Here is a 23,331-nt window from a genome sequence, read left to right on the forward strand (position 1 = left end):
GATATCATTGCAAAATGATCTTGCGCCGCATTCAATCGGGAGTTGCCATGGGCTTGTTCGCCAGCATGCTGGCACTGTTTGGCTGCGATCAGCAGCAAATTGACAAGGTGCGGCAAAAAGCGCGCGACGTTGCGGCGGCGGTCAAGCCGGACAATCTTCTGCTGCGTGGCTTGCAGCCGGGAGTGTCCACCGAGGCCCAGGTACGCGCTCAGATGGGCCGGCCGGAGATGGTGTGGCAAAACCCGGATGGTTCGAAGCGCCTCGAATACCCGCGTGGCCCGGCCGGTGTCAGGACTTACATGGTCGATATCGGTGCCGACGGCAAGCTGTTGGCGATCAGCCAGGCGCTGAGCGCGGAAAATTTCGCGAAAGTGCATCCTGGCATGAGCGAGGACGAGGTGCGGCGCCTGTTGGGCAAGCCCACCGGAACCGCTGCCTACCGACTGAAGAACGAGAGCGTATGGAGCTGGCGTTGGCTCGAGGATGGCGTGAACCAGCCGGCGCAGTTCAACGTGTATTTCGGGCCGGACGGCAAGGTCGCGACGACCTCGCGCTCGAATGATCCGGCCACTGAACACCCCTGAATCGCCGGGCGCCAGCGCGCCCGCGTGTGAAGATTACTTGACCCGCATGCCCGGCTTGGCGCCGCTGTGAGGTTCGAGAATGTAGATTCCGGGCTCGGCCTTTTCGTTGGCGGCCGAGGCCGCCAGCACCATGCCCTCGGACAGGCCGAATTTCATCTTGCGCGGCGCGAGATTGGCGACCATGACCGTCAGTTTGCCAATCAGGTCTTCCGGCCGATAGGCCGACTTGATGCCGGAGAACACGTTGCGCGGCTTTGCCTCGCCGATGTCGAGCGTCAATTGCAGCAGCTTGTCGGAGCCTTCGACAGCCCGGCAGTCGATGATCTTTGCAATGCGAAGATCGATTTTGGCGAAATCGTCGATGTTGATGGTCTCGCCCGCGGCGTCCGGCGCCGCCTGTGCCGGGGCCTTGCTCGCCGGCGCGGCGGCGACGGCGGGTGTGGCCTGCAACGAGTCCCGATTGGCTTCGAGCAGCATCTCGATTTGTTTGTGTTCGACGCGCGTCATCAGGTGCTTGTAAGGCCTGACCGGTGTGGCCGAGGTCAACGGCGTGCCGACATCGCGCCAGGTCAACGGTGCAATGTCGAGGAATTGCTCGATGGCCGCGGCGGTGCGCGGGAGCACCGGCTTCAGATAGATGGTCAGGAGGCGGAACGCTTCCAGGCAAACGCTGCACGCTTCGTGCAGTGCGCCCGCCTGTGCAGGGTCTTTGGCCAGGTCCCACGGCTTGACGTTGTCGACATAGGCGTTGACGGTGTCAGCCAGCTCCATCACCTGGCGCAGCGCCTTGCCGTAGTCGCGCGCTTCGTAGTGCTGCGCGATGGCAGGCGCGGCTTCTCGCAACACGCGCAGCAGCGGGTGTTGCATCGCCGCATCGTCGACCTTGCCGTTAAAACGCTTGAGCAGAAAGCCGGCGGCGCGGCTGGCAATATTGACGAATTTGCCGACCAGATCGCTGTTGACGCGCGCCACGAAATCATCGAGGTTCAGATCGATGTCTTCCATCGTCCCGTTGAGCTTGGCGGCGAAGTAATAGCGCAACCACTCGGGATTGAGTCCGGTATCGATATAGCTTTGCGCGGTGATGAAGGTGCCGCGCGATTTGGACATCTTGAGCCCGTCCACGGTCAGGAAGCCATGCGCGAAAACGTTGGTCGGCGTACGGTGGCCGGAGAATTTCAGCGTTGCCGGCCAGAACAGGGTGTGGAAATAGAGAATATCCTTGCCGATGAAATGGTATTGCTCGGTGCTCGAGTCGGGTGCAACCCATTCGTCGAAATTCAGCCCGTTTTTGTCGCACAGATTCTTGAAGCTGCCGTAGTAGCCGATGGGGGCGTCGAGCCACACATAGAAATACTTGCCAGGTGCGCCAGGGATCTCGAAGCCGAAATAAGGCGCGTCGCGGGAGATATCCCAATCCGCCAGCTTGCCGTCGCCGGCGTCGCCCAGCCACTCGCGCATTTTGTTGGTTGCCTCGGGCTGCGCCAGACCTGCCACCCATTCGCGCAGGAACGATTCGCAGCGCGGATCCGACAGTTTGAAGAAGTAATGTGTCGAGGTCTTGCGCACCGGCGTTGCACCAGACACCACCGAATACGGGTTCTTCAGGTCGGTCGGCGCGTAGGTCGAGCCGCAGACTTCGCAGGAGTCGCCGTATTGATCCTTGGCGCCACACTTGGGGCACTCGCCCTTGATGAAGCGGTCGGGCAGGAACATTTCCTTGACTGGATCGAAGGCTTGTTCGATGTCGCGGGCCTCGATCAGGTCCTGCGCCTGCAACGCGAGATAAATTTTCTCCGACAGTTGCCGGGTTTCGGGCGAATCCGTCGTGTAGTAATTATCGAACGAGATGCCGAAATTATCGAAATCGCGCTTGTGCTCGTGCCAGACACGCTCTATCAGTTGCCGGGGCGTGAGGCCCTCCTTCTCCGCGCGCAACATGACCGGCGTGCCGTGGGTGTCGTCGGCGCCGACGTAATAGGTTTCATGGCCCTGCATGCGCATGAAGCGCACCCAGATGTCGGTCTGGATATATTCGACCAAGTGGCCGATATGAATCTGGCCGTTGGCATAGGGCAGGGCGGAGGTGACGAGCAGGCGGCGGGACATGGCTGGATGGGGGTGTCAGGCAAAAGAAAGGATTCTAACAGGCGGGCCGCGCGGGCCGCAGCGCCATCGGTAACCCGCAGATGCGTGGCGCAAAAAAAGAGCCGGAGCGGTTCGCTCCGGCACGTCGAAATGACTTTAACGTCAAAAAGAGGAGAAGTGGAAGCCGGTACGGGCGCTTCCAGTTTTTCTGAGTGCCGGCCCGCCGATTAGTTCAGTCGAATTGTCGGCGTCGTCAGATCGAGCGCTCGGCGGGGATTACTGCGGGCGCGGTTGCGCCGTCGCACGCAGGAAAATTTCCACGCGACGGTTCTGGGCCCGGCCGGCTTCAGTGCTGTTGTCGGCAATCGGCTGCGTGTCGCCGCGCCCTTCGGCGCTCAGGCGCCCGCGTGCGACACCCCGATCGGCCAGATAGTTGACGACGCTCTGGGCGCGATGGCGCGACAGTGTCATGTTATAGCTCGGGTTGCCGGTACTGTCGGTATGACCGACCACGGTGCCGACAATTTGCGGGTTCTGGTTCAAGGTCTGGGCGACCTGGTCGAGCACGCTGCGGAAGCTCGGCTTGATCACGGCGCTGTTGGTGTCGAACGAGATCGAGCTCGGGATGTTGACTTTCAGCGAGCCGTCGGGCTGCTCCGAGATCTGCGTGCCGGTGCCCTGCGTGGCGCCAGTCAGTTTTTCCTTGATGCTTGTCCAGTTGTAGCCGACCGCGCCACCTGCGGCCGCGCCCACCGCGGCGCCCACCAGCGTGCCGGTGGTGTTGCCGCCGATCAGGTTGCCCAGTCCCGCCCCGATGGCCGCGCCGACGCCCGTGCCGACCGCGGTTTGGTTTTGCTGCTGCGTGGCGCAGCCGGCCAACAGCGCTGCGCCCAAGGTTGCGGCCAGCGCCGCCTTACCGATTGTTCTTTTCATGGATGGCTCCAATTGGAAAATGCCCGGAAGATCGCGCGCTCGACAGGGCTATTATCTGAACAGGCGCTGCGAACCCCTACAATAATGGCAGAGCCGGCCGGCGGCACGCAACAATGCGCCGTCCGGCAAGCCGCCGCCTGTGCGCATGCTAGTGCAACCACGGGGGCAGAAGTGTTACAAGTTGTTAACTACGCGCCACCGGGTGTGGCCGCGCGGCCAGCCGCGCGTTAATCGAGGACAGGCATGGATCTGAACAGTATCAACCAGGCGCTGCAAGGTGTGATCGATCCGGACACCGGCACCGATCTGGTCAGCGGAAAATACATCAAGCAAATCAAGGCCGACGGCGGCAAGGTCATGCTGAATATCGAGTTCGGTTACCCGGCGCGCAGCCAGTTCGAGGCGATGCGCGAGCGGGTGGTCCAGGCCGTGGGCGCCGTGCCCGGCGTCAGCGAGGTCAGCGTGCAGATCGAACAACGCATCGTCGCCCATGCAGTGCAGCGCGGCGTCAAGCTGTTGCCGAATGTCAAAAACATCATTGCGGTCGCCTCCGGCAAGGGCGGCGTGGGCAAGAGCACGACGGCAGTCAATCTGGCGCTCGCGCTGGCGGCCGAGGGTGCGCGCGTCGGCATACTGGATGCCGATATCTACGGCCCGTCGCTACCGACCATGCTGGGCGTGCACAGCAAGCCTCAGTCACAGGACGGCAAGACGCTGGAGCCGCTCGAAGGGCACGGGCTGCAGGCCAGTTCGATCGGCTTTCTGATCGAACCGGATAACCCGATGGTATGGCGTGGCCCGATGGTAACGCAGGCGCTCGAGCAACTGCTGAACCAGACCAACTGGCGCGACCTCGATTACCTGGTGGTCGACATGCCGCCGGGCACCGGCGACATTCAGCTTACGCTGGCACAGAAAGTGCCGGTGACCGGCGCGGTGATCGTCACCACGCCGCAGGATATCGCCTTGCTCGATGCGCGCAAGGGGCTGAAGATGTTCGAGAAGGTCGGCGTGCCGATCCTGGGTATCGTCGAGAACATGAGCATGCACATCTGTTCCAATTGCGGACACCAGGAGCCGATTTTCGGTGCCGGCGGCGGCGAGCGCATGTGTGCGGAGTATGGCGTCGACTTGCTGGGCAGCCTGCCGCTGGACATCCATATCCGCGAGCAGGCCGACGCCGGCCAGCCGACGGTGGTGGCCGATCCGAATGGCCCGATTGCCGCTGTGTACCGTCAGGTGGCGCGGCGCGTTGCGGTAAAAATTGCCGAAAAAGCCAAGGATATGACCAGCAAATTCCCTAATATCGTGGTGCAAAACACCTGAGGGGAGAGCATCGGCGCGGCACCCGCGGCAGCACGCAGAAAGCTCCATCAGGACGGCGGCGAGCCGGGACATCCCGGACGCCGCCGCTGTCCTGCGAATCGCGTAAAATGTCGCCTTCTTTGACCCTTCACGGGATTCCCGCGCCCTATGTCTATCAAGTCCGACAAGTGGATTCGCCGCATGGCGCAAGAGCACGGCATGATCGAGCCGTTCGAGCCGGGCCAGATCAGGCACTCCGCCGACGGCCACAAGATCGTCAGCTACGGCACATCCAGCTACGGCTACGATATCCGCTGCGCGGCGGAATTCAAGATTTTCACGAACATCAACTCGACGATCGTCGATCCAAAGAATTTCGACGAAAAATCCTTCGTCGATTTTTCGGGCGATGTCTGCATCATTCCGCCGAATTCGTTTGCGCTGGCGCGCACGGTCGAGTATTTCCGTATCCCGCGCAACGTCCTGACGGTTTGCCTTGGCAAGTCGACCTATGCGCGTTGCGGCATCATCGTCAACGTGACGCCGTTCGAGCCCGAGTGGGAGGGTTACGTGACGCTGGAGTTCTCCAATACGACACCCCTGCCGGCGAAAATTTACGCCAATGAGGGCGTCGCCCAGGTACTGTTCTTCGAGTCAGACGAAGTTTGCGACGTGTCCTATAAGGACCGTGGCGGAAAATATCAGGGGCAGCGCGGTGTCACGCTGCCGAAAACCTAGTGCGCTGCGTTCGCGCAAGACCGTTTGTCACGGCAAGTCAGCCATGAGAGCCAGGGCCGCAGCGGCCGCTGGCTCGTTTTTTTCAAGGAAAGGCCATGAAATTCCGTTTTCCGGTCGTCATCATCGACGAGGATTTTCGTTCAGAGAACATTTCAGGCTCGGGAATTCGCGCGCTTGCCGAGGCGATCGAGGGCGAGGGGATGGAAGTGCTGGGGCTGACCAGTTACGGTGATCTGACTTCGTTTGCGCAGCAGGCCAGCCGCGCCTCGAGCTTCATTCTCTCGATCGACGACGATGAGTTCGGCACGTTCGGCAGCGATGGTGCGGGAGAGGGCGAACTGGCCCTGGCGGTGATCAATCTGCGCGCCTTCGTGCAGGAGGTGCGGCGCCGCAACGCCGACATTCCTATTTTCCTCTACGGCGAGACGCGCACCTCGCGCCATATCCCGAACGACATCCTGCGCGAGCTGCATGGTTTCATTCATATGTTCGAGGACACGCCCGAGTTCGTTGCGCGGCATATCATCCGCGAAGCAAAAGCGTATCTGGATGCATTGCCGCCGCCGTTTTTCCGCGCGCTTACCCATTACGCCGCAGACGGCTCGTACTCCTGGCATTGCCCGGGGCACTCGGGGGGCGTGGCGTTCCTCAAGAGCCCGGTGGGCCAGATGTTCCATCAGTTCTTCGGCGAAAACATGCTGCGCGCTGACGTGTGCAACGCAGTCGACGAGCTCGGGCAATTGCTCGATCACATGGGACCGGTGGCAGCCTCCGAGCGCAACGCGGCGCGCATTTTCAACGCCGATCATTTGTTTTTCGTGACCAACGGCACGTCGACCTCCAACAAGATCGTCTGGCATGCGACCGTCGCGCCGGGCGACATCGTGCTGGTTGACCGCAACTGCCACAAGTCGATTCTGCATGCGATCACGATGACCGGCGCGGTGCCGGTGTTCCTCACGCCCACGCGCAATCACTTCGGCATCATCGGGCCGATTCCGAAATCGGAATTCGAACCCGAGAACATCCGCAAGAAGATCGCCGCGAACCCCCTGGCCGCCGAGGCGCTGGCGCGCGACCCGAACGTCCGGCCGCGCATCCTGACGATCACGCAAAGCACTTACGATGGCGTGATCTACAACGTCGAGACGATCAAGGAACTGCTTGGCGACATGACGGACACGCTGCATTTCGACGAAGCGTGGCTGCCACACGCATCGTTTCATGAGTTTTACCGTAACATGCACGCGATCGGCGAGGGCCGGCCGCGCTCGTCGAAGGCGGTGGTCTATGCCACGCACTCGACGCACAAGCTGTTGGCGGGTATTTCGCAAGCCTCGCAGATCGTCGTGCAGGACGCCGAGGCGCGCTACTTCGATCAGCATCGCTTCAACGAGGCTTATCTGATGCATACGTCGACCTCGCCGCAGTACGCGATCATCGCCTCGTGCGACGTCGCCGCGGCGATGATGGAGCCGCCCGGCGGCACCGCCCTGGTCGAGGAATCGATCATGGAGGCGATCGATTTTCGCCGCGCGATGCGCAAGGTCGGCGACGAATATGGCGATAACTGGTGGTTTTCCGTTTGGGGTCCCGAATACCTGGCCGAAGAGGGCATCGGCGAGCGCGACGATTGGGTGCTCAAGGCCAATGAACGCTGGCATGGTTTCGGCGCCCTGGCCGAAGGCTTCAACATGCTCGACCCGATCAAGGCGACGATCATCACGCCGGGGCTGGATGTCGACGGCGAGTTCGGCGAAACCGGCATTCCGGCGGCGATCGTCACCAAATACCTGGCCGAGCACGGCATCATTGTCGAAAAGACCGGCCTGTATTCATTCTTCATCATGTTCACCATCGGCATTACCAAAGGCCGCTGGAACAGCATGGTGACCGAACTCCAGCAATTCAAGGACGATTACGATCACAACCGGCCATTGTGGCGGGTGCTGCCGGAGTTCGTCGCAAAGTACCCACGCTATGAGCGCATCGGCCTGCGTGACCTGTGCGAACAGATTCACAGCGTGTACAAGGCCAACGACGTGGCGCGCGTGACCACCGAGATGTACCTGTCGGACATGCAGCCAGCGATGAAGCCGACCGATGCGTTTGCCAAACTCGTCCACCGCGATATCGATCGGGTGCCGATCGACGAACTCGAAGGACGTGTCACCAGCATGCTGGTCACGCCGTATCCGCCGGGCATTCCGCTGCTGATTCCGGGCGAGCGTTTCAATGCCGGTATCGTCAAGTATCTGCAGTTCGCGCGTGATTTCAACGAGCGTTTTCCGGGCTTCTATACCGACATCCACGGTCTGGTGATCGAGGAGATCGACGGCCGCATGGAGTATTTCGTCGACTGCGTCAAAGTCTGAAGCCGGCCTGCCTGGCCGGTCTCGCCGCGCACCGGGCGACGCCGCGATGGTCGTCCCGATGCGCGGCAATTCCCCAACTTGACTGCATCAAGTTCAAGTACCCAGCCGCTCGCGAAAGTTGCGAAATTTCTCATGTCTGAGCGGGATATTTCTAGAAATGCATAGAGACTGAGCCGTTTGCTGATTTTCGGCTGACTTCTGTCCGGAGAGCGCCGCTACACTACGCAGCGTTTTCATACAAGGATAGGCGAATGTTGCATTTCGGCACTGACGGCACACTCGTGTGTGCCTCCCTGGTCTTGCTGCTCGGACGCAAGCTGGTCGCGTGGACCCCGCCATTGCGCGCGTATAGTATCCCGGAGCCGGTGGCCGGCGGATTGCTGGTGGCCCTGCTGCTGCTGATCGCGCGCAGCGTGGCCGATGTCCAGGTGAGTTTCGATACCTCGCTGCAGACGCCGCTGATGCTGGCGTTCTTTGCCACCATCGGGCTCAATGCCAACCTGGCCAGCCTCAAGGCGGGTGGGCGCACGATGGCGATTTTCCTGGTGGTGGTGCTGGGGTTGCTGGTCCTGCAGAACGCGATCGGCATCGGCCTGGCCAGCGCCCTGGGACTTTCGCCCGCGCTCGGGCTGCTCAGCGGTTCGATCACGCTGTCGGGCGGGCATGGCACCGGGGCGGCGTGGGGCGACGTGTTCAGCAACAAGTTCGGCCTGACCTCGTCCACCGAAGTGGCCATGGCCTGTGCGACCTTCGGGCTGGTGCTGGGCGGCTTGATCGGCGGACCGGTCGCGCGGGTGCTTATCAAGCGGGTTCGCGTGCCCGGCAATGGCGGCGAGGCGTCGCCGACCACGGGCGGCAACGACGACGATCCGGTTGGCTTCGAGCAACCCAAGGCGGTGCGACTGATCACCGCGTCGTCGGTGATCGAGACGCTCGCGCTGATCGCCGTCAGCCTGTCGGCCGGCAGCGTGCTTGCCGACCTGCTCAAGGGCACGGCGCTGGAGCTGCCCACCTTCGTCTGCGTGCTGTTTGCCGCTGTCATCCTGCGCAATGGCCTGGCGTTGCTCGGCTGGTACCAGATATTCGAGCGCGCGGTGTCGGTGCTCGGTAACGTCAGTCTGTCGCTGTTCCTGGCGATGGCGCTGATGAGCCTGCGATTGTGGGATCTGGCCGCGCTGGCTCTGCCGGTGTTGCTGATCCTCGGCGTGCAGACGCTGGCGATGGGCGCCTATGCGATTTTCGTGACGTTCCGCGTGATGGGCCGCGACTATGACGCGGCGGTGCTGGCTGCTGGGCATTGCGGTTTCGGGCTGGGGGCGACGCCGACCGCGATCGCCAATATGCAGGCGGTAACCGACCGTTTTGGCGTCTCGCACATTGCATTTCTGGTGGTGCCGATGGTCGGGGCATTCTTTATCGACATCGCCAACGCGATCGTCATCAAGCTGTTCCTGGCGCTGCCGATCTACGCCTGAGTCCGTCGCCGCGGGCCATTGGTCGCGGCTCGAGCATCGATTGAATGCCGCGCGTGGCGATGCGGCCTCCGGCGGATCGAAGCCCGAGGCCGCTTTTGTATTTTATTGCTTCAGTTTCGCGCGGGCCGCGGCAATCGCTTGCTTGACCTGATCCGGCGCAGTGCCGCCGATATGACTGCGGCTGGCCACCGACCCCTCGAGCGTCAGATAGTCGAACACATCGGCGGCGACCAACGGCGAAAACGCCTGCAACTCGGCCACCGTCAGATCCGCGAGATCAATGCCGCGATCCGCGCAGACCCGTACCGCGTGAGCCACGGCTTCGTGTGCATCGCGAAACGGCAGGCCTTTCTTGACCAGGTAGTCGGCCAGATCGGTGGCGGTCGAGAATCCCTGCAGCGCGGCGTTGCGCATCGCCTCAGGTTTGACGGTGATGCCAGCGACCATTTCGGCGAAGATGCGCAGCGTGTCGGCGACCGTGTCGACCGTGTCGAACAGCGGTTCCTTGTCTTCCTGGTTGTCCTTGTTGTAGGCCAGGGGTTGGCCTTTCATCAAGGTCAGCAGGGCCATCAGGTGACCGTTGACACGCCCGGTCTTGCCGCGCGCGAGTTCAGGCACGTCGGGATTTTTCTTTTGCGGCATGATCGAACTGCCGGTGCAGAAACGGTCGGCGATGTCGATAAAACCGACGCGCGGGCTCATCCACAGCACCAGCTCTTCGGAAAAGCGCGAAACGTGCGTCATGATCAGCGCCGCCGCGGCACAGAACTCGATCGCGAAATCGCGATCGGACACGGCATCGAGTGAGTTGCGGCAGACTTCATCGAAACCAAGGGTTTTTGCCACCCGCTCGCGGTCGATCGGGTAGCTGGTGCCGGCCAGTGCCGCGGCGCCCAGGGGCAGGCGATTAGTGCGCTTGCGGCAATCGGCCATGCGCTCGCTGTCGCGGCTGAACATTTCGACGTAAGCGAGCAGGTGATGGCCGAAAGTCACCGGTTGGGCCACCTGCAGGTGCGTGAAGCCGGGCAAAATCGTGGCAGCATTGCGTTCGGCCAGATCCAGCAGAGAACTGCGCAACTCGGCCAGCAGTGCGCCGATGCGATCGATTTCGCTGCGCAGCCACAAGCGGATGTCGGTGGCCACCTGATCGTTGCGCGAGCGCCCAGTATGCAGCCGTTTGCCGGCGTCGCCGATCAGTTGCGTGAGCCGTGCCTCGATATTCAGGTGCACATCCTCGAGATCGAGCGACCACTCGAATTCGCCACGCTCGATTTCGCCCCGGATCTGCGTCAGCCCGCGCTGGATGTCGGCCAGGTCCTGAGCGCTGATGATGCCCTGGGCGGCCAGCATGTCGGCGTGCGCCAGCGAACCCTCGATATCGAACAGTCCGAGCCGCTTGTCGAAAAATACCGAGGCGGTATACCGCTTGACCAGTTCGGACATGGGTTCGGAAAAGCGGGCCGACCAGGCCTCGCCCTTTTTGGAGAGTTGGGATGTCATCGTCGTCAGGCGTCAAGAAATGGGGAGCCGACCTGCCGGCAAGTCCGGCTGAGCGAGCGGCAGGCGAATCGGGGGATTATAGCAACCGCGGCCTGCCGGCGGGCGCCCTTTGAGAGCGCCTGCGGCGTGCGGGCGCGTTAGCGGCCGGCACAGACGCCGTGCAGCGCCTCTTCCAGCGCTGCGCGATGCAGCTTGTCGAGGTGTGCCTGGTGGGCTTGCTCTCGGGCAGCGCGAATCAGGCGCGCGGCGCACGCAGGGCGTGGCAGCGCAATGATGGGCTCCGCTTGGGCAAGTCCGTCAAGCAGATTCACCGTCAGACGATCCAGGCGCGGGCGCAGGTCTTTAACCAGGTCGGGCGCCGGGCCCGGGGGTGGGCCGCCGCGGCGCCAGCGATCGAGCAGCACCGACTGAATCAATTTGCTCGCGGCAATCTGGTTTTCAAAAAACTTGCGGGCCTGTGCGGGCTTCACGCCGTGCGCGGGCGCAAGACGTTCGACTTCCGCCAGCAGAGTCTGCTCGCGCGCGGTGTCTTCGACCGGCTTGTGCGACTGCCATTTGGCGCGGGCGACTTCGTCGCCGACGCGCAGACGTTCGATAACCGCATGCAGCAGGGGATCCAGCGCCGGGTCGACGGGTGTGCCGGCCCAGGCCCGTGCGGTGCCGAGCAAAACGAGCAGTGACAGTGCGCCGCGCAGGGCAATACGTGAATAGTGAGACATGGCAACAGGTGCGTTAGGTGGCGGGGAGCACCGCGCCATGATAAATCACCGGGCCAGTCGGGCCATTCGGATCGGGCGACCCGCCCAGCGGCTCGACGCTGATGGCCAACGCCGGGAATTGCGGCGCCTGCGCCAGGCGCAGCACCAGCGGGCCCTGCTCGGGCAGGACGCCAAGCGAATGCGGCCGACCACCACTCGGCAGGCCCCACAACTGCAGGCTTTGATTCGGCTTGAGCGGATAATTGGCCAGCCGCTCGAGCACCAGCGTGCGCTGGGTTGGATTCCAGCTCACCAGCATGCCGGCATGTGCCTGATTGTCGTTGAGCACGGCGACGTATCGGGGAGCTGGCATGGGAGACAGACCGGGCAGCAAAGTGCGCACGGCAAACACCACGGCGACCACGGTCGCAAACGAGGCGGCAAGCGCCCATTTGCGCCAGAAATCGAGGCGCGACCAGAGCGGCACGGTGGTCGCTGTGTGTGCCTTGGGCTCGCCCGTGCCCGGCAGCGCGCCCTCCAGGGCGAGTTGCTTGCGCACGCCGTGCCAGACGTGGGCGCCCGGTGCATGCGCGGGTATCAGTTCGGGCAAGGCCGCGAGGCGATCCTGCCAGTCCAGCAATGCGCGCCGCACAGTTTGGTCGCGCTGCGCCAGCGTCTCGAGCCGCCGCCGCGCGCCCCCGCGCAGTGTGCCCAGCGCGTATTCGGCGGCCAGGCGATCGAGCAGATCCGGATAGTGGGCAGGATTCATCTCAGCCCTCCAGACAGGTTTTGAGTTTGGCCAGACCGCGCCGGATCCACGATTTGACAGTACCCAGCGGCGTTTGCATGATCTGCGCCACATCCTGGTGCGGCAGCTCGCGCAGATAGGCCAGCGCGATCGCCTGGCGCTGCGCGACTTCCAGTCCGTCGAGGCAGTGGCCCAGCCGCACCGCACCCTGGCTCAGCAGCGCACGTTCGGCGGGATCGGGCTCGAAGCTCGGCAGAAGATTGTCCAAAGTGTCATTCCATTCCGTTTCATGGTCACCGACGCGACGCAAATAATCGAGCGCGCGATGGCGTACGATCGTGCTCATCCACGTCATCGGAGCCGACAGGCCGGGGCGGTAATCCTTCGCAAAGCGCCATATGTTGATATAGCTCTCTTGCAGCACTTCCTCGGCCCACTCGCGCTTGATCAATATACGCAGCGCAAGCCCAAATAGTTTCGCGGCGGTCAAATCGTAGAGAGCGTGTAGCGCGTCGGCGTCCTGCCGGGCCACTTGCTCGATGAGCTTCAGCAGGCGGCTGCTGTCGGCCTCGGACGTGTCGGTTGTCGTAGGAATTGGCACGCATGTCACCCGAAATAGATGCCGCTATCTTAGCGGAATTTGTCGAGCGAGGGCACGGCTTGCATCCACTCGGCGAGTCCTTGCGTATATGAGGCAGGGAGGTGCTCCCTTATCGGTGCTAACAAACCCCGGGCCGAGGTCCGGCCGCTCGCGGCCAAGTCAGCCTGACCGGGTTTTATTGGCGCGTCTCAACGCAATGGAGGTTGCCATGCAAGACAAAAAACTGGAAAAAGAAGGCCGGCGCGGTTTCATGCGGACTCAGGGGCTGATCACATTGGGCACGATGGCGGCGGTGACGCTCGGCCGCAGTGGCGGTGCCTGGGGGGCGACAATGTCCAAGAGCCCAGAAAACGATGTTTCGATCCTGAATACCGCGCTGGCGCTCGAATACCAGGCAATAGCCGCCTATCAGGTGGGCGCGCAAAGCGGCTTGCTCCAAAAGCCGGTGCTGGACGTGGCGGTCAAATTCCAGGGGCAGCATAAGGCGCATGCGCAGGCGCTCGCCGGGTTGATCCACAAGATGGGCGGGTCACCGGTGGAAGCCATGAAAGTTGCCGACTATCATTTCCCAGTGGAAAAACTCAAGACGCAGGCCGATGTGCTGCAGTTCGCCGCGGGCCTGGAGAAGGGCGCCGCCAGCGCGTATTTGGGCGCCGTTCCGGTTTTCCACGACAAGGACTTGTCCAAGGCGGCCGCCAGCATTCTGGGCGACGAAACCATGCATTGGGCGATCCTGCTTAATGCGTTGGGCCAGGATCCGGTGCCGGCCGCCTTCATCGGCTGAGTCGGTTATCTGGCGAGGACGGACCGGGCGTGCGCCGGCAGATCGGTGCGCACGCCCGGCTGCCATGCGTTTTAACCTGTGTTGCGCAGGCCGGCGGCAATGCCGTTGATGGTCAGGTGGATGCCGCGTCGCACGCGCTCGTCGCTGGTGCCCGAGCGATGCCTCCGCAGCAGTTCGACCTGCAGGTGATTGAGCGGGTCCAGGTACGGGAAACGATTCTTGATCGAGCGTGCCAGCAGCGGATTGTCGGCCAGCCGTTGCGCCTGTCCGGTAATCAGCGACAGCGCGTGCGCAGTGCTTTCCCATTCGTGCACGATCCGGCTGAAAACCATGGTGCGCAATTCGGTATCCGGTACGAGCTCGGCGTAACGGGAGGCGACCGCCAGGTCAGTCTTGGCCAGCACCATGTCCATATTGGACAACAGGTTGGCGAAGAACGGCCAGCGCTTGTACATCTGCTGCAATACGGACAGGCGCCTGGCGCGTTCGGATTCATCCTTGCCGGCATCCAGGTAAGCTTGCACGGCGCTGCCGAAGCCAAACCAGCCGGTCAGCAGCAAGCGGCACTGGCCCCACGAGAAACCCCACGGAATCGCACGCAGGTCTTCGATGCGACGATGGTTCGGATCGTTGAATTTGCGCGAGGCCGGGCGTGAGCCGATATTGAGCTCGGCAATCTCGGCGATCGGCGTAGCAGCGAAAAAATAATCCTTGAAGCCGGGTGTTTCGTAGACCAGCGCGCGGTAAGCCGCGAATGCCTCGTCGGACAAGGTCTGCATGACTTTTTCGAAGGTGGCCAGTCGCGCCGGCTGATTTCGGTTGGGCAGCAGCGTGGCTTCGAGCGTGGCCGCGACGATGGTCTCGAGATTGCGCCGGCCGATTTCCGGGTTGGCGAACTTGCTGGCGATGACCTCGCCTTGCTCGGTCAGCCGGATGTGGCCGTTGACGGTACCCGGCGGCTGGGCCAGGATGGCTTGATAGGTCGGGCCGCCGCCGCGTCCGACCGTGCCGCCGCGGCCATGGAACAGCCGCAGGCGAATGTGCTTCTCGCGGAACAGGTTCACGAGCGCCAGCTCGGCCTTGTAGAGCTCCCAATTCGACGTCAGGAAGCCGCCGTCCTTGTTGCTGTCGGAGTAACCGAGCATCACCTCCTGTTCGCCGCCCTGGTGCGCGACGATGGCCGAAAAGCCCGGCAACTCGAGCAAGGCGCGCATGATGTCGGCGGCATTGCGCAAGTCGGCGATGGTCTCGAACAGCGGGATCACCATCAGATCCATCGCAGCCGGATGCGTGGTGCTGCCGAGTTGTCCATGCCACAGCCCGGTTTCCTTTTGCAGCAGCATGACTTCCATCAAATCGCTGACTGTCTCGGTATGCGAAATGATGTAATTGCGCACGGCCCGCCCGCCAAACCGGGTGCGAATCTCTCGTGCGGCCTCGAATACCGCCAGCTCGCCACGCGTCCGCTGCGAATATTCGATATACGGAGAGAAGAGCGGGCGCGGTTGTTCGAGCTCGCGCAGCAGCAGGGCAAGTTTATCGGCCTCGGACAGGTTGGCGTAATCTTTCTCTACGCCGGCCTTGGCCAGTAACTCGGCAATGACGGCCTCATGCACGTCGGAACTCTGGCGCAGATCTATGCTTGCCAGGTGAAAGCCGAACACCTCGACCGCCCGTACCAACGGCCCCAGGCGCGGCGCGATGAGCGCGGTGCCATGCTGACTGGTCAAGGACGCCACGATGGTCTGCAAATCGCTGGCGAATTCTCGCGCGTCGGCATAGGCCGGCGCCGGGCCGACTGCCACGCGCGGCGTCTGGTAGCCGAGCAGCTCGTGGGCCGTCGCGGCCAGGCGTGCGTAGATGCCGATGAGCGCACGCCGATATGGCTCGTCGGCGCGATGCGGCGAATCGTCCGGCGAGCGCTCGGCCAGCATTTTGAGCGCATCGCTGGCGCCGGCCAGCAAATTCGATACCGACAGTTCGGCGCCCAGCGCGTGAACCTGGTCCAGGTAGTAATTGAAAATTTCAGTGGCCTGCCGCGTGATCGCCAATTGCAGGGTCGGAGCGGTCACGTTCGGGTTGCCATCCCGGTCTCCACCGATCCAGCTGCCCATTTGCAGGAACGGCGCCAGGGTGGAGGCCGGGATATCGGGGGCCGACTGCTTGAGCAGTTCCTCGACATCGCCGTACAGCGCCGGGATTTCGCTCAGGAAAGTCGTGCGGTAGTAAGAGAGCGCGTTTTCGATTTCGTCGGCCACGGTCAGGCGCGCGCCGCGCAGCATGCGGGTTTGCCACAGCGAGGTGACCTTGGCGCGCATCAGGCTGAGATGGTGAGAGCGTTCGCGCGTGGTGAGTGGCTGATCGAGCTCCGCCAGCAGCCGTGCGATATCGCGCTCCGCATCGAGAATGCTCTTGCGCTGCACCTCGGTCGGGTGCGCGGTCAGGACCGGGACGATCAGGGCGCTGGCAAAAAACGCCTGCAGCGCCTGATTGCCGCCGGGCTGGCTGGCACTCCAGGTGGCCAGCGCGTGCGCGAGGCTGCCGGCTTGCGGACGAGAACCCGCAAGTGCGTGGACGCGGCGGCGCCGGTTGTGATGGCGGTCCTCGGCAATGTTGGCCAGGTGCGAAAAATAGCTGAAGGCACGCACCACCGCCATGGTTTGCTCGGGCGTCAGGCCATTGAGAATCGCGTCGAGCGCCTCGGCGGCCGCTCGGTCGTCCTCGCGATGAAAGCGCACGGCCTTCTGGCGGATTCTCTCGACCAGCTCGAAGATCGCGTCGCCCTGTTGTTCGCGCAGCACATCGCCTAGCAGGCGTCCCAATAAGCGAATGTCTTCCTTGAGCGGGGCGTCCTTGTCTTCGCGTGTGCGCCGCGTCGCGCGCTGTTTCGTGTCTCCTGCCGGTGCGCTGCTGTCCATGCTGTTTCCTTGGTGATGCGTGATACCATTTTCTCTTATAAGAAATTGCAGAACGATTTTGACCGTTCGGCGCCGCGCCCCCAAATTGCCGGCGCCCAAGGCGCCCGGCCCGTCACGAGTGCGGCCCGATCGAGCAACAACTTCCTGATACCCACGCGATGTCGATGAATTTTCCCGCTGCCCCTCAAACCCTTGTGATTGCCTCACGCGAAAGCCGCCTGGCGATGTGGCAAGCCGAGCACGTACGTTCCACGCTGCAAAAATTATATCCGGATTGTGAAATCACAATTCTCGGCATGACTACCCGTGGCGACCAGATCCTCGATCGAACGCTGGCCAAGGTCGGCGGCAAGGGGCTTTTCGTCAAGGAGCTCGAAGTCGCATTGCAGGACGGGCGGGCGGATCTGGCGGTGCATTCGCTCAAGGATGTGCCGATGCAGCTGCCTGAGGGGTTTTGCCTGGGCGCGATTCTTGCGCGCGAGGATCCGTACGATGCGCTGGTCTCGCCGCGCTATGCGGCGTTGGCCGAATTGCCGCCCGGCGCAGTGGTCGGCACCTCTAGCCTGCGCCGCGAGATGAGCCTGCGTGTGCGTTTCCCGCATTTGCAGGTCAAGCCCTTGCGCGGCAATCTGGATACTCGCCTGGGCAAGCTCGATCGCGGCGACTATGACGCCATCATTCTTGCCGCAGCCGGGCTCAAGCGGCTCGGACTGGCCGAGCGGATTCGCGCGATACTGCCACCGGAAGACAGCCTGCCGGCGGCCGGGCAGGGCGCGCTGGGCATCGAAATCCGCAGCGACCGGCTCGCGCTACAGCAGTGGCTTGCACCGTTGCACGACGAGCCAACCGCGCTGGCGGTCAGTGCCGAGCGGGCCGTGTCGCGCGCGCTCGGCGGCAGTTGCCAAATTCCGCTCGCGGCGTTTGCCTGCCGCGACAACGGGCAGTCGCTGCATTTGCGCGCTTTCGTGGCTGCCATCGATGGCAGCAGAACGCTGCAGGCTGAGGCCATTGCGCCCGTATTGGCTGTCGCGGATGCCGAAGCGCTCGGCCAGCGTGTCGCGCAGCGCCTGATCGACGATGGCGCGCTGGCGCTGGTGCAGCAAGCCGGCGGCGCGATGTGAGCACGGCGCCGATACGCCCGCCGCCCGGTGCGCACAGCCCCGTGGCGGTGCTCACGCGTCCGGCCGGGCAGTCGGCATGGCTGGCTGGGCAATTGGCTGAATACGGCATCGAGCCGCTCGAATTCCCGCTTCTCGAGATTCTGCCGGTGCCCGACGATATGCCGCTGCGCGCCGCGCTGGCCAATCTGCCGCATTACGCATTGGTTTGCTTCGTGTCGCCCAATGCAGTGCGGCACGCCCTCGAGAAGCTGCCATGCCCGTGGCCGGGGCACGTGGCTGCGGCCGTCGTCGGCCCGGGAAGCGCTGGTGCATTGGCCGATTTCGGTATCGCCGCGCCCGATGTAGAGGTGTTCCAGCCGCCAGCGGGGCCGAACGCGCGGTTCGATTCGGACACGCTGCTCACGGTTTTGCCGCTCGCGCGATTCGCTGGACGGCGCGTGTTGCTGGTGCGCGGCGACGGCGGTCGCGATTTGCTGCTCGACCGGCTGCGTGAGGCGGGAGCCCTGGTCGACGTCGTCAGTGCCTATGTCAGGCGATGCCCAACGCCGCCCGGCACCCTCTGGCGCGCGCTCGACACGCGGCTTGCCAGCGGCCGTCCAATCTCGCTTACGCTGACCAGCTCCGAGGCTGTGGGCAATCTGGACGCGTTGACCCGAGCGCATTTCGACGCAGCCGAACGGGTCCGACTGCATCGGGCCGATTGCTTCACGTCGCACGAGCGCATCGCAAAAACCGCACGGGCCGCCGGGTTTGGTAGGATTACGCTGTGCGGCGCCGGCGATCGCAATCTTCTGCAGGCGCTAAAATCGTGGGCGAACCCCTACCTTGCAAAGCATGCCGACCGATAATCAAGCTTCCAATCCGACCCAGGCCGCGCCTGCCGCCGCCCCTTCATCTCCGTCCTTCGACGCTCCGGCGCCCAGGCGGCGCGGCGCCGCCATGCTGCCATGGCTGCTGCTCGTGCTGGTCGCCGCGGGTGCGGCGCTCGGCGGATGGTCGCTCAATCAGAAGATCGGTCGGGTCGAACAGGCGATGTCCAAGCGCCAGCAAGTTGCCGATTCGGATATCTTGCAGGCCAAACTAAAAACGGAGCAGGCGCTCGACACGCTGCGCGACGTGCAGAGCCGGTTGACCGCGCTCGACACCCGGGTGGCCAATGACAGTGGCCAGCAGGCCGCGCTGCAGCAGCTCTACCAGGATCTGTCGCGCAATCGCGATGCGTGGGTGCTGGCCGAAACCGAGCAGATCGTCTCGAGCGCGAATCAGCAACTGCAGCTCACGGGCGATGTGCATGGCGCGTTGCTGGCGCTCGAGGGGGCCGATGCGCGCCTGGCCGGCACCGGCACCTCGCTGGCCACTGTGCGCGCGGCGCTCGAGAAAGACATCGCACGCCTGAAGACGGTCCCTGCGCAGGACATTCCCCAACTGGCCGGCAAGCTCGACCAGGCCATTGCGCAAATCGACAGCCTGCCGCTGCAGGCCGAATACGTCGCGCCGGCCGGCAACGCCGGGCCGGCTCAGGCGCCGGCCGCGACATTGAGCCAGTGGCGGCAATGGTGGCATCAACTGGTCGACCAATTGGGCGCCAGCCTCAAACAATTGATTCAAGTGCGTCGTCTCGACCAGCCCGACGAGATGCTGGTCTCGCCGTCGCAGGGCGCCTGGCTGCGCGCCAACCTCAAATTGCGCTTGCTCAATGCCCGCCTTGCATTGCTGGCGCGAGACCAGAAAGACTTGCATGCCAACTTGCGCGTGGCGCAAACTGCGCTGAGTAAATATTTCGATGTGAAGTCGCAGCGCACGCAAGCCGTGCAGGCCCTGCTTACGCAGGTCGATAGCGGGGCCAATGCGGTCGAATTGCCGACCTTGGCGGGCAGCCTGAGTGCCATCGCCCAAGTCAAAGTCAAGAACTGAGCGGGAGCGGCATGCGAGGACTGTTCTGGTTAATCATCTTATTTGCCGTCGCGGCGGGCGTCGCGATCCTGGCGACGTTCAATCACGGCCAGGTGGTGCTGCTGATGCCGCCGTACCGCGTCGATGTTTCGCTCAACCTGTTCGTGTTGGCGCTGGCGCTGCTTTTCCTGGCGCTATACGTGGTGATCCGTCTGCTGCGCAATCTTTGGAAAATGCCCGGCCGTGTAGCCGCGTATCGCGATCGCCAGCGCAGTCGCAAAGCCAATATCGCCTTGCGCAACGCGATGGCGTATCTTTTCGCCGGCCGTTTCACGCGAGCTGAAAAAGCCGCGCGCGAGGCTGCCGCGCAGCAGGATAATCGCGGCGTTGCTTCGCTCATCGGCGCTCGGGCAGCGCATCGGATGCGCGAATTCGAGCGCCGCGACACCTGGCTGGCCGATGCCCAGGGAGCTGATCTCGAAGAGGCGCGCCTGCTGTCGACCGCGGAATTGCGGGTCGATGCGCGCGATGCCGAGGGAGCTTTGCAAGCCCTGGCGGAAATGCGCTCGCAAGGCGCGCGGCGCATCCCGGCCCAACTGGTGGCGCTACGCGCGCATCAGCATCTCAAGCATTGGAAGGAAGTGCTCGCGCTGCTCAAGGTCCTCGACAAGCGCGAGGCCCTGCATCCGGCGCTGGCGGCCAAGCTGAAGCAGACCGCCAGCGAGGGATTGTTGCGCGATCATCGCCATGATGCCGACGCGTTGCTGGCCTGCTGGAAAGGATTGCCGGTCGAGGCCCGCCAGTCGTCTCGCACTGCCGACCTGGCCGCTGAACTGCTGATCGGGCTGGATCGTTCGCGCGAGGCGCGCGAGGTCGTCGAGGCGGCGCTGGCCGAGCATTGGGATGCGCGCCTGCTGCGGCGTTATGCCGATTGCGCGGGCAGCGATGCATTGCCGCTGATCCAGCAGGCCGAGCAGTGGCGGGATCGTCATCCGAACGACCCGGACCTGCTTTTTGCGCTGGGCAAACTGTGCCAGCACCAGCGCCTGTGGGGCAAGGCCCAGACATTTCTGGAAGCGGGCCTGCGCCACGCGCAAGACGACGCATTGCGTGCCAGATTACACCTGGCGTTGGCGCAGTTGTTCGAAGGACTCGAGCAGAACGAGGCAGCGGCTCGCCACTATCGGGCCGCCGCGCAGGCATAGCTCTGGAGGCGCAGGCGCGATCCGCGCCTTGCTGTACGCATCAAAGACAAAGACAAGAGGCCGGGCAATTCAGTTTGCCCGGCCTCTTCATTCAATCTTCGTGGGCGGCGGACCAAACTCGTGGCGCCGCCGCGCGCTCAACGCTTATTTGTCGACCAGACGCGCCGGCATTGAAAGAACCAGCAGGGCGCCCAACACCATGAACGCCGCCAGCACATAGATGCCGCTGTTGGTACTGTGCGTCGTATCCTTGAGGAAGCCGACCAGGTAGGGGCCGAAGAAGCCGGCCAGGTTGCCCAGCGAATTGATCATGGCGATCCCGGCGGCGGCTGCGGTGCCTCCCAGGATAGCCGTCGGCAGGCTCCAGAACAGCGGCAGCACGGCCATGATGCCCATCGTGGCGAAGGTCAGCGCGAGCATCGCCAGTTGGGTGTTGTGGCTCCAGACGGTGCTGAGGAACAGGCCGGCGGCAGCGATGAGCGCAGGGATCGCCACGTGCCAGCGACGCTCGCGCTTGACGTCCGAACGCCAGCCGATCACGAGCATGGCAATCACCGCGAATCCGAACGGAATCGCCGTCAGCAGGCCGATCGTCAGCGGATCCTTGACCCCGGTGCTCTTGATGATCGTCGGCAGCCAGAAACTGACGCCATACAGGCCGATCACGAATGAGAAATAGATCAGGCTCATGACCCAGAGGCGCGCGTTGCCGAACACTCGTGAGAGCGGCAGGTCGTGCTTGCCGATCGCATCGGTGTCGATGTTGCGCACCAGCAGCGCCTTTTCCTCATCGCTGAGCCACTTGGCCGACTGAATCCGGTCGTCCAGATAGAAGAACACCACCACGCCGATCACCACCGACGGTAGCGCCTCGAGCAGGAACAGCCATTGCCAGCCGGCCAATCCGTACAGGCCACTGACATCCTTCAGGATCCAGCCGGAGAGCGGGCCGCCGACGAAGCCTGACAACGCCACGGCGGTCATGAACCAGGCAGTCATGCGGCCGCGCCGGGCGGACGGATACCAGTAAGTCAGGTACAGGATGATGCCCGGAAAGAAGCCCGCCTCGGCCAAGCCGAGCAGAAAGCGCATCACGTAGAACGTCTCGGGGGTGGTCACGAACATCGTGGCGCCCGAGACGATCCCCCAGGTGACCATGATGCGAGCGATCCAGACGCGCGCGCCGACCTTGTGCAGAATAATGTTGCTGGGGACTTCGAACAGGAAATAGCCGAAAAAGAAAATGCCTGCGCCCAGGCCGTAGATCGTCTCGCTGAACTTCAGGTCGTTGACCATCTGCAGTTTCGCGAAACCGACGTTGACGCGATCCAGGTATGACACCACGTAACAAATCAGCAACAGCGGTATCAGCCGCCAGCCTACCTTGCGGTAGGTTGCCACTTCGAATGCCGAAGGTTTGCCGCTTGTGGCGGCGTCCGGCTGTGATGTGACGGATTCCATCTGACCTCCTCGTTGGATGAACGTTTGTCAAATACGCGCCGAGTTTTGTGATTTTGCGAGCCGGGGCGCGTGACCGGCGAAAAGGTGCGTCTTAAATGCAGCGGCCGCCGTCGACTTCCAGGCAAACACCGGTGATGAATTCCGCCTCGTCCGAGGCCAGGTACAGACAGGCGTTGGCGACGTCCTGCGGCTTCGAAAAACGGCCCAGCGGAATGCCGGCAAGGAACTTCTTGCGATTCTCGGGCGTGTCGGGCATGCCCATGAATTCGGTCATCAAACCGGTTTCGCCGATCACCGGGTTGACGCAGTTCACACGGATCTGGTCGGGTCCCAATTCCGCGGCCATCGCCTTGCTGGCGATGATGACCGCGCCCTTGCTGCCGTTGTACCAGACCAGGCCGGGGCGCGGCCGCACGCCGGCGGTGGAGGCGACATTGATGATGCAGCCCCCGCCCTGCTGGCGAAAGTACGGCACCATGTGCTGCGCGCTCCAGAAAATGCTTTTGACGTTGACCGCGTAGACGCGGTCGAACTCCGCTTCGGTGATCTCGAGCAGCGGCTTGTTGCGATGTGTGGTGCCGGCATTGTTGACGACGATGTCGAGCCGGCTGAAATGGCTTAGCGCGGCGTCGAGCAATCCCCGGGTGTCGGCGCTTTGCGAGACGTCGCCATGGACGAAGACCGCCTTGCCGCCGGCCGCGTTGATGGCGTCGGCCACGCGTTGCCCGCCTTCCCGGTTGAGGTCGTTGACGATTATGTTGGCGCCCTCGCGCGCGAAGGTCGCGGCGATACCCTCACCGAACCCGGATCCGGCGCCGGTGACGATGGCCGTCTTGCCTGCTAAACGCATAGTTGTCTCCTTGTTGTGATGGTTGGATGATGCGCTGCCAGCCGCTGCTCACGG

The 23,331-nt window shown here is 63.2% G+C and carries 19 protein-coding genes; 10 read left to right on the forward strand and 9 right to left on the reverse strand.

The genetic code is table 11. The annotated features are described in order from the left end of the window. Nucleotides 1-47: 47 nt before the first annotated feature. Nucleotides 48-584 carry an outer membrane protein assembly factor BamE gene (locus tag EPN80_RS11895; protein WP_293027178.1) on the forward strand — a complete coding sequence of 179 codons (537 nt, stop codon included), beginning with the start codon at nt 48-50 and terminating at the stop codon, nt 582-584. 33 nt (nt 585-617) lie between these two features. Here the strand turns inward: EPN80_RS11895 and metG are convergent, their stop codons facing one another. Then, nucleotides 618-2,693 (reverse strand): methionine--tRNA ligase, encoded by a 2,076-nt coding sequence (metG, locus tag EPN80_RS11900; protein WP_293027181.1) that lies wholly within the window; start codon nt 2,691-2,693, stop codon nt 618-620. A 255-nt stretch (nt 2,694-2,948) separates the two neighbouring features. Next, complete coding sequence (locus tag EPN80_RS11905) at nt 2,949-3,605, reverse strand: OmpA family protein (protein WP_293027184.1); 657 nt, start codon at nt 3,603-3,605, stop codon at nt 2,949-2,951. Nucleotides 3,606-3,848: 243 nt separating this feature from the next. Here EPN80_RS11905 and apbC point away from each other — a divergent pair, with 243 nt between their 5' ends. The 4 genes from apbC (at nt 3,849) to gltS (ending at nt 9,498) form a co-directional block, all read left to right on the forward strand. Next, complete coding sequence (gene apbC, locus EPN80_RS11910) at nt 3,849-4,931, forward strand: iron-sulfur cluster carrier protein ApbC (RefSeq protein WP_293027186.1); 1,083 nt, start codon at nt 3,849-3,851, stop codon at nt 4,929-4,931. 147 nt (nt 4,932-5,078) lie between these two features. Next, nucleotides 5,079-5,648: a dCTP deaminase gene (gene dcd, locus EPN80_RS11915; protein WP_047212713.1), complete on the forward strand. Its 570-nt coding sequence runs from the start codon at nt 5,079-5,081 to the stop codon at nt 5,646-5,648. A gap of 95 nt (nt 5,649-5,743) precedes the next feature. Continuing rightward, nucleotides 5,744-8,023 (forward strand): arginine/lysine/ornithine decarboxylase, encoded by a 2,280-nt coding sequence (locus EPN80_RS11920; RefSeq protein ID WP_293027191.1) that lies wholly within the window; start codon nt 5,744-5,746, stop codon nt 8,021-8,023. Nucleotides 8,024-8,274: 251 nt separating this feature from the next. Next, nucleotides 8,275-9,498: a sodium/glutamate symporter gene (gene gltS / locus EPN80_RS11925; RefSeq protein WP_293027194.1), complete on the forward strand. Its 1,224-nt coding sequence runs from the start codon at nt 8,275-8,277 to the stop codon at nt 9,496-9,498. A gap of 102 nt (nt 9,499-9,600) precedes the next feature. On the opposite strand, the gene argH is transcribed toward gltS, so the two are convergent. From argH to EPN80_RS11945, 4 genes are all read right to left on the reverse strand, one after another. Further along, entirely contained in the window at nt 9,601-10,998 is a 1,398-nt protein-coding gene (gene argH / locus EPN80_RS11930) for an argininosuccinate lyase (RefSeq protein WP_293027197.1), read from the reverse strand. Nucleotides 10,999-11,135: 137 nt separating this feature from the next. Then, a complete protein-coding gene (locus EPN80_RS11935) occupies nt 11,136-11,717 on the reverse strand; it encodes a chorismate mutase (protein WP_293027200.1) in 582 nt (193 codons plus the stop codon). A gap of 13 nt (nt 11,718-11,730) precedes the next feature. Next, on the reverse strand, nt 11,731-12,465 hold the full coding sequence (locus EPN80_RS11940; protein WP_293027202.1) for an anti-sigma factor: 735 nt from the start codon (nt 12,463-12,465) through the stop codon (nt 11,731-11,733). 1 nt (nt 12,466) lies between these two features. Further along, nucleotides 12,467-13,045 (reverse strand): sigma-70 family RNA polymerase sigma factor, encoded by a 579-nt coding sequence (locus EPN80_RS11945; RefSeq protein ID WP_293027205.1) that lies wholly within the window; start codon nt 13,043-13,045, stop codon nt 12,467-12,469. A gap of 208 nt (nt 13,046-13,253) precedes the next feature. Between EPN80_RS11945 and EPN80_RS11950 the strand changes: the two genes are divergently transcribed. Then, nucleotides 13,254-13,829, forward strand: a complete 576-nt coding sequence (locus EPN80_RS11950; RefSeq protein ID WP_293027208.1) for a ferritin-like domain-containing protein — start codon at nt 13,254-13,256, stop codon at nt 13,827-13,829. 71 nt (nt 13,830-13,900) lie between these two features. Here EPN80_RS11950 and ppc read toward each other — a convergent pair whose 3' ends face one another. Then, nucleotides 13,901-16,747, reverse strand: a complete 2,847-nt coding sequence (gene ppc / locus EPN80_RS11955; RefSeq protein ID WP_293027211.1) for a phosphoenolpyruvate carboxylase — start codon at nt 16,745-16,747, stop codon at nt 13,901-13,903. Nucleotides 16,748-16,911: 164 nt separating this feature from the next. Here ppc and hemC point away from each other — a divergent pair, with 164 nt between their 5' ends. From hemC to EPN80_RS11975, 4 genes are read left to right on the forward strand one after another with little or no spacing between them, the layout of a single operon-like run. After that, nucleotides 16,912-17,868: a hydroxymethylbilane synthase gene (gene hemC / locus EPN80_RS11960; RefSeq protein WP_293027214.1), complete on the forward strand. Its 957-nt coding sequence runs from the start codon at nt 16,912-16,914 to the stop codon at nt 17,866-17,868. After that, on the forward strand, nt 17,865-18,716 hold the full coding sequence (locus EPN80_RS11965) for a uroporphyrinogen-III synthase (protein WP_293027216.1): 852 nt from the start codon (nt 17,865-17,867) through the stop codon (nt 18,714-18,716). The genes hemC and EPN80_RS11965 overlap by 4 nt, the downstream gene beginning before the upstream one ends. Then, nucleotides 18,703-19,782, forward strand: a complete 1,080-nt coding sequence (locus tag EPN80_RS11970; RefSeq protein ID WP_293027218.1) for a uroporphyrinogen-III C-methyltransferase — start codon at nt 18,703-18,705, stop codon at nt 19,780-19,782. The genes EPN80_RS11965 and EPN80_RS11970 overlap by 14 nt, the downstream gene beginning before the upstream one ends. 11 nt (nt 19,783-19,793) lie before the next feature. Next, entirely contained in the window at nt 19,794-20,966 is a 1,173-nt protein-coding gene (locus EPN80_RS11975) for a heme biosynthesis HemY N-terminal domain-containing protein (protein ID WP_293027220.1), read from the forward strand. A gap of 144 nt (nt 20,967-21,110) precedes the next feature. On the opposite strand, the gene EPN80_RS11980 is transcribed toward EPN80_RS11975, so the two are convergent. Together EPN80_RS11980 and EPN80_RS11985 are read right to left on the reverse strand one after the other, a co-directional pair. Next, nucleotides 21,111-22,427 carry an MFS transporter gene (locus tag EPN80_RS11980; RefSeq protein WP_293027223.1) on the reverse strand — a complete coding sequence of 439 codons (1,317 nt, stop codon included), beginning with the start codon at nt 22,425-22,427 and terminating at the stop codon, nt 21,111-21,113. Nucleotides 22,428-22,518: 91 nt separating this feature from the next. Further along, complete coding sequence (locus EPN80_RS11985; protein WP_293027226.1) at nt 22,519-23,277, reverse strand: SDR family oxidoreductase; 759 nt, start codon at nt 23,275-23,277, stop codon at nt 22,519-22,521. Nucleotides 23,278-23,331 lie beyond the last annotated feature (54 nt).

The sequence above is a fragment of the Pandoraea sp. genome (assembly GCF_004297875.1).
In the GTDB taxonomy this organism is placed as follows: Bacteria; Pseudomonadota; Gammaproteobacteria; order Burkholderiales; family Burkholderiaceae; genus Pandoraea.

Bases quoted from the DNA above. Each gene is read 5' to 3' on its own strand.
- EPN80_RS11895 (WP_293027178.1), top strand. From the start codon at position 48: ATGGGCTTGTTCGCCAGCATGCTGGCACTGTTTGGCTGCGATCAGCAG.
- metG (WP_293027181.1), bottom strand. From the start codon at position 2,693: ATGTCCCGCCGCCTGCTCGTCACCTCCGCCCTGCCCTATGCCAACGGC.
- EPN80_RS11905 (WP_293027184.1), bottom strand. From the start codon at position 3,605: ATGAAAAGAACAATCGGTAAGGCGGCGCTGGCCGCAACCTTGGGCGCA.
- apbC (WP_293027186.1), top strand. From the start codon at position 3,849: ATGGATCTGAACAGTATCAACCAGGCGCTGCAAGGTGTGATCGATCCG.
- dcd (WP_047212713.1), top strand. From the start codon at position 5,079: ATGTCTATCAAGTCCGACAAGTGGATTCGCCGCATGGCGCAAGAGCAC.
- EPN80_RS11920 (WP_293027191.1), top strand. From the start codon at position 5,744: ATGAAATTCCGTTTTCCGGTCGTCATCATCGACGAGGATTTTCGTTCA.
- gltS (WP_293027194.1), top strand. From the start codon at position 8,275: ATGTTGCATTTCGGCACTGACGGCACACTCGTGTGTGCCTCCCTGGTC.
- argH (WP_293027197.1), bottom strand. From the start codon at position 10,998: ATGACATCCCAACTCTCCAAAAAGGGCGAGGCCTGGTCGGCCCGCTTT.
- EPN80_RS11935 (WP_293027200.1), bottom strand. From the start codon at position 11,717: ATGTCTCACTATTCACGTATTGCCCTGCGCGGCGCACTGTCACTGCTC.
- EPN80_RS11940 (WP_293027202.1), bottom strand. From the start codon at position 12,465: ATGAATCCTGCCCACTATCCGGATCTGCTCGATCGCCTGGCCGCCGAA.
- EPN80_RS11950 (WP_293027208.1), top strand. From the start codon at position 13,254: ATGCAAGACAAAAAACTGGAAAAAGAAGGCCGGCGCGGTTTCATGCGG.
- ppc (WP_293027211.1), bottom strand. From the start codon at position 16,747: ATGGACAGCAGCGCACCGGCAGGAGACACGAAACAGCGCGCGACGCGG.
- hemC (WP_293027214.1), top strand. From the start codon at position 16,912: ATGAATTTTCCCGCTGCCCCTCAAACCCTTGTGATTGCCTCACGCGAA.
- EPN80_RS11970 (WP_293027218.1), top strand. From the start codon at position 18,703: ATGCCGACCGATAATCAAGCTTCCAATCCGACCCAGGCCGCGCCTGCC.
- EPN80_RS11975 (WP_293027220.1), top strand. From the start codon at position 19,794: ATGCGAGGACTGTTCTGGTTAATCATCTTATTTGCCGTCGCGGCGGGC.
- EPN80_RS11980 (WP_293027223.1), bottom strand. From the start codon at position 22,427: ATGGAATCCGTCACATCACAGCCGGACGCCGCCACAAGCGGCAAACCT.
- EPN80_RS11985 (WP_293027226.1), bottom strand. From the start codon at position 23,277: ATGCGTTTAGCAGGCAAGACGGCCATCGTCACCGGCGCCGGATCCGGG.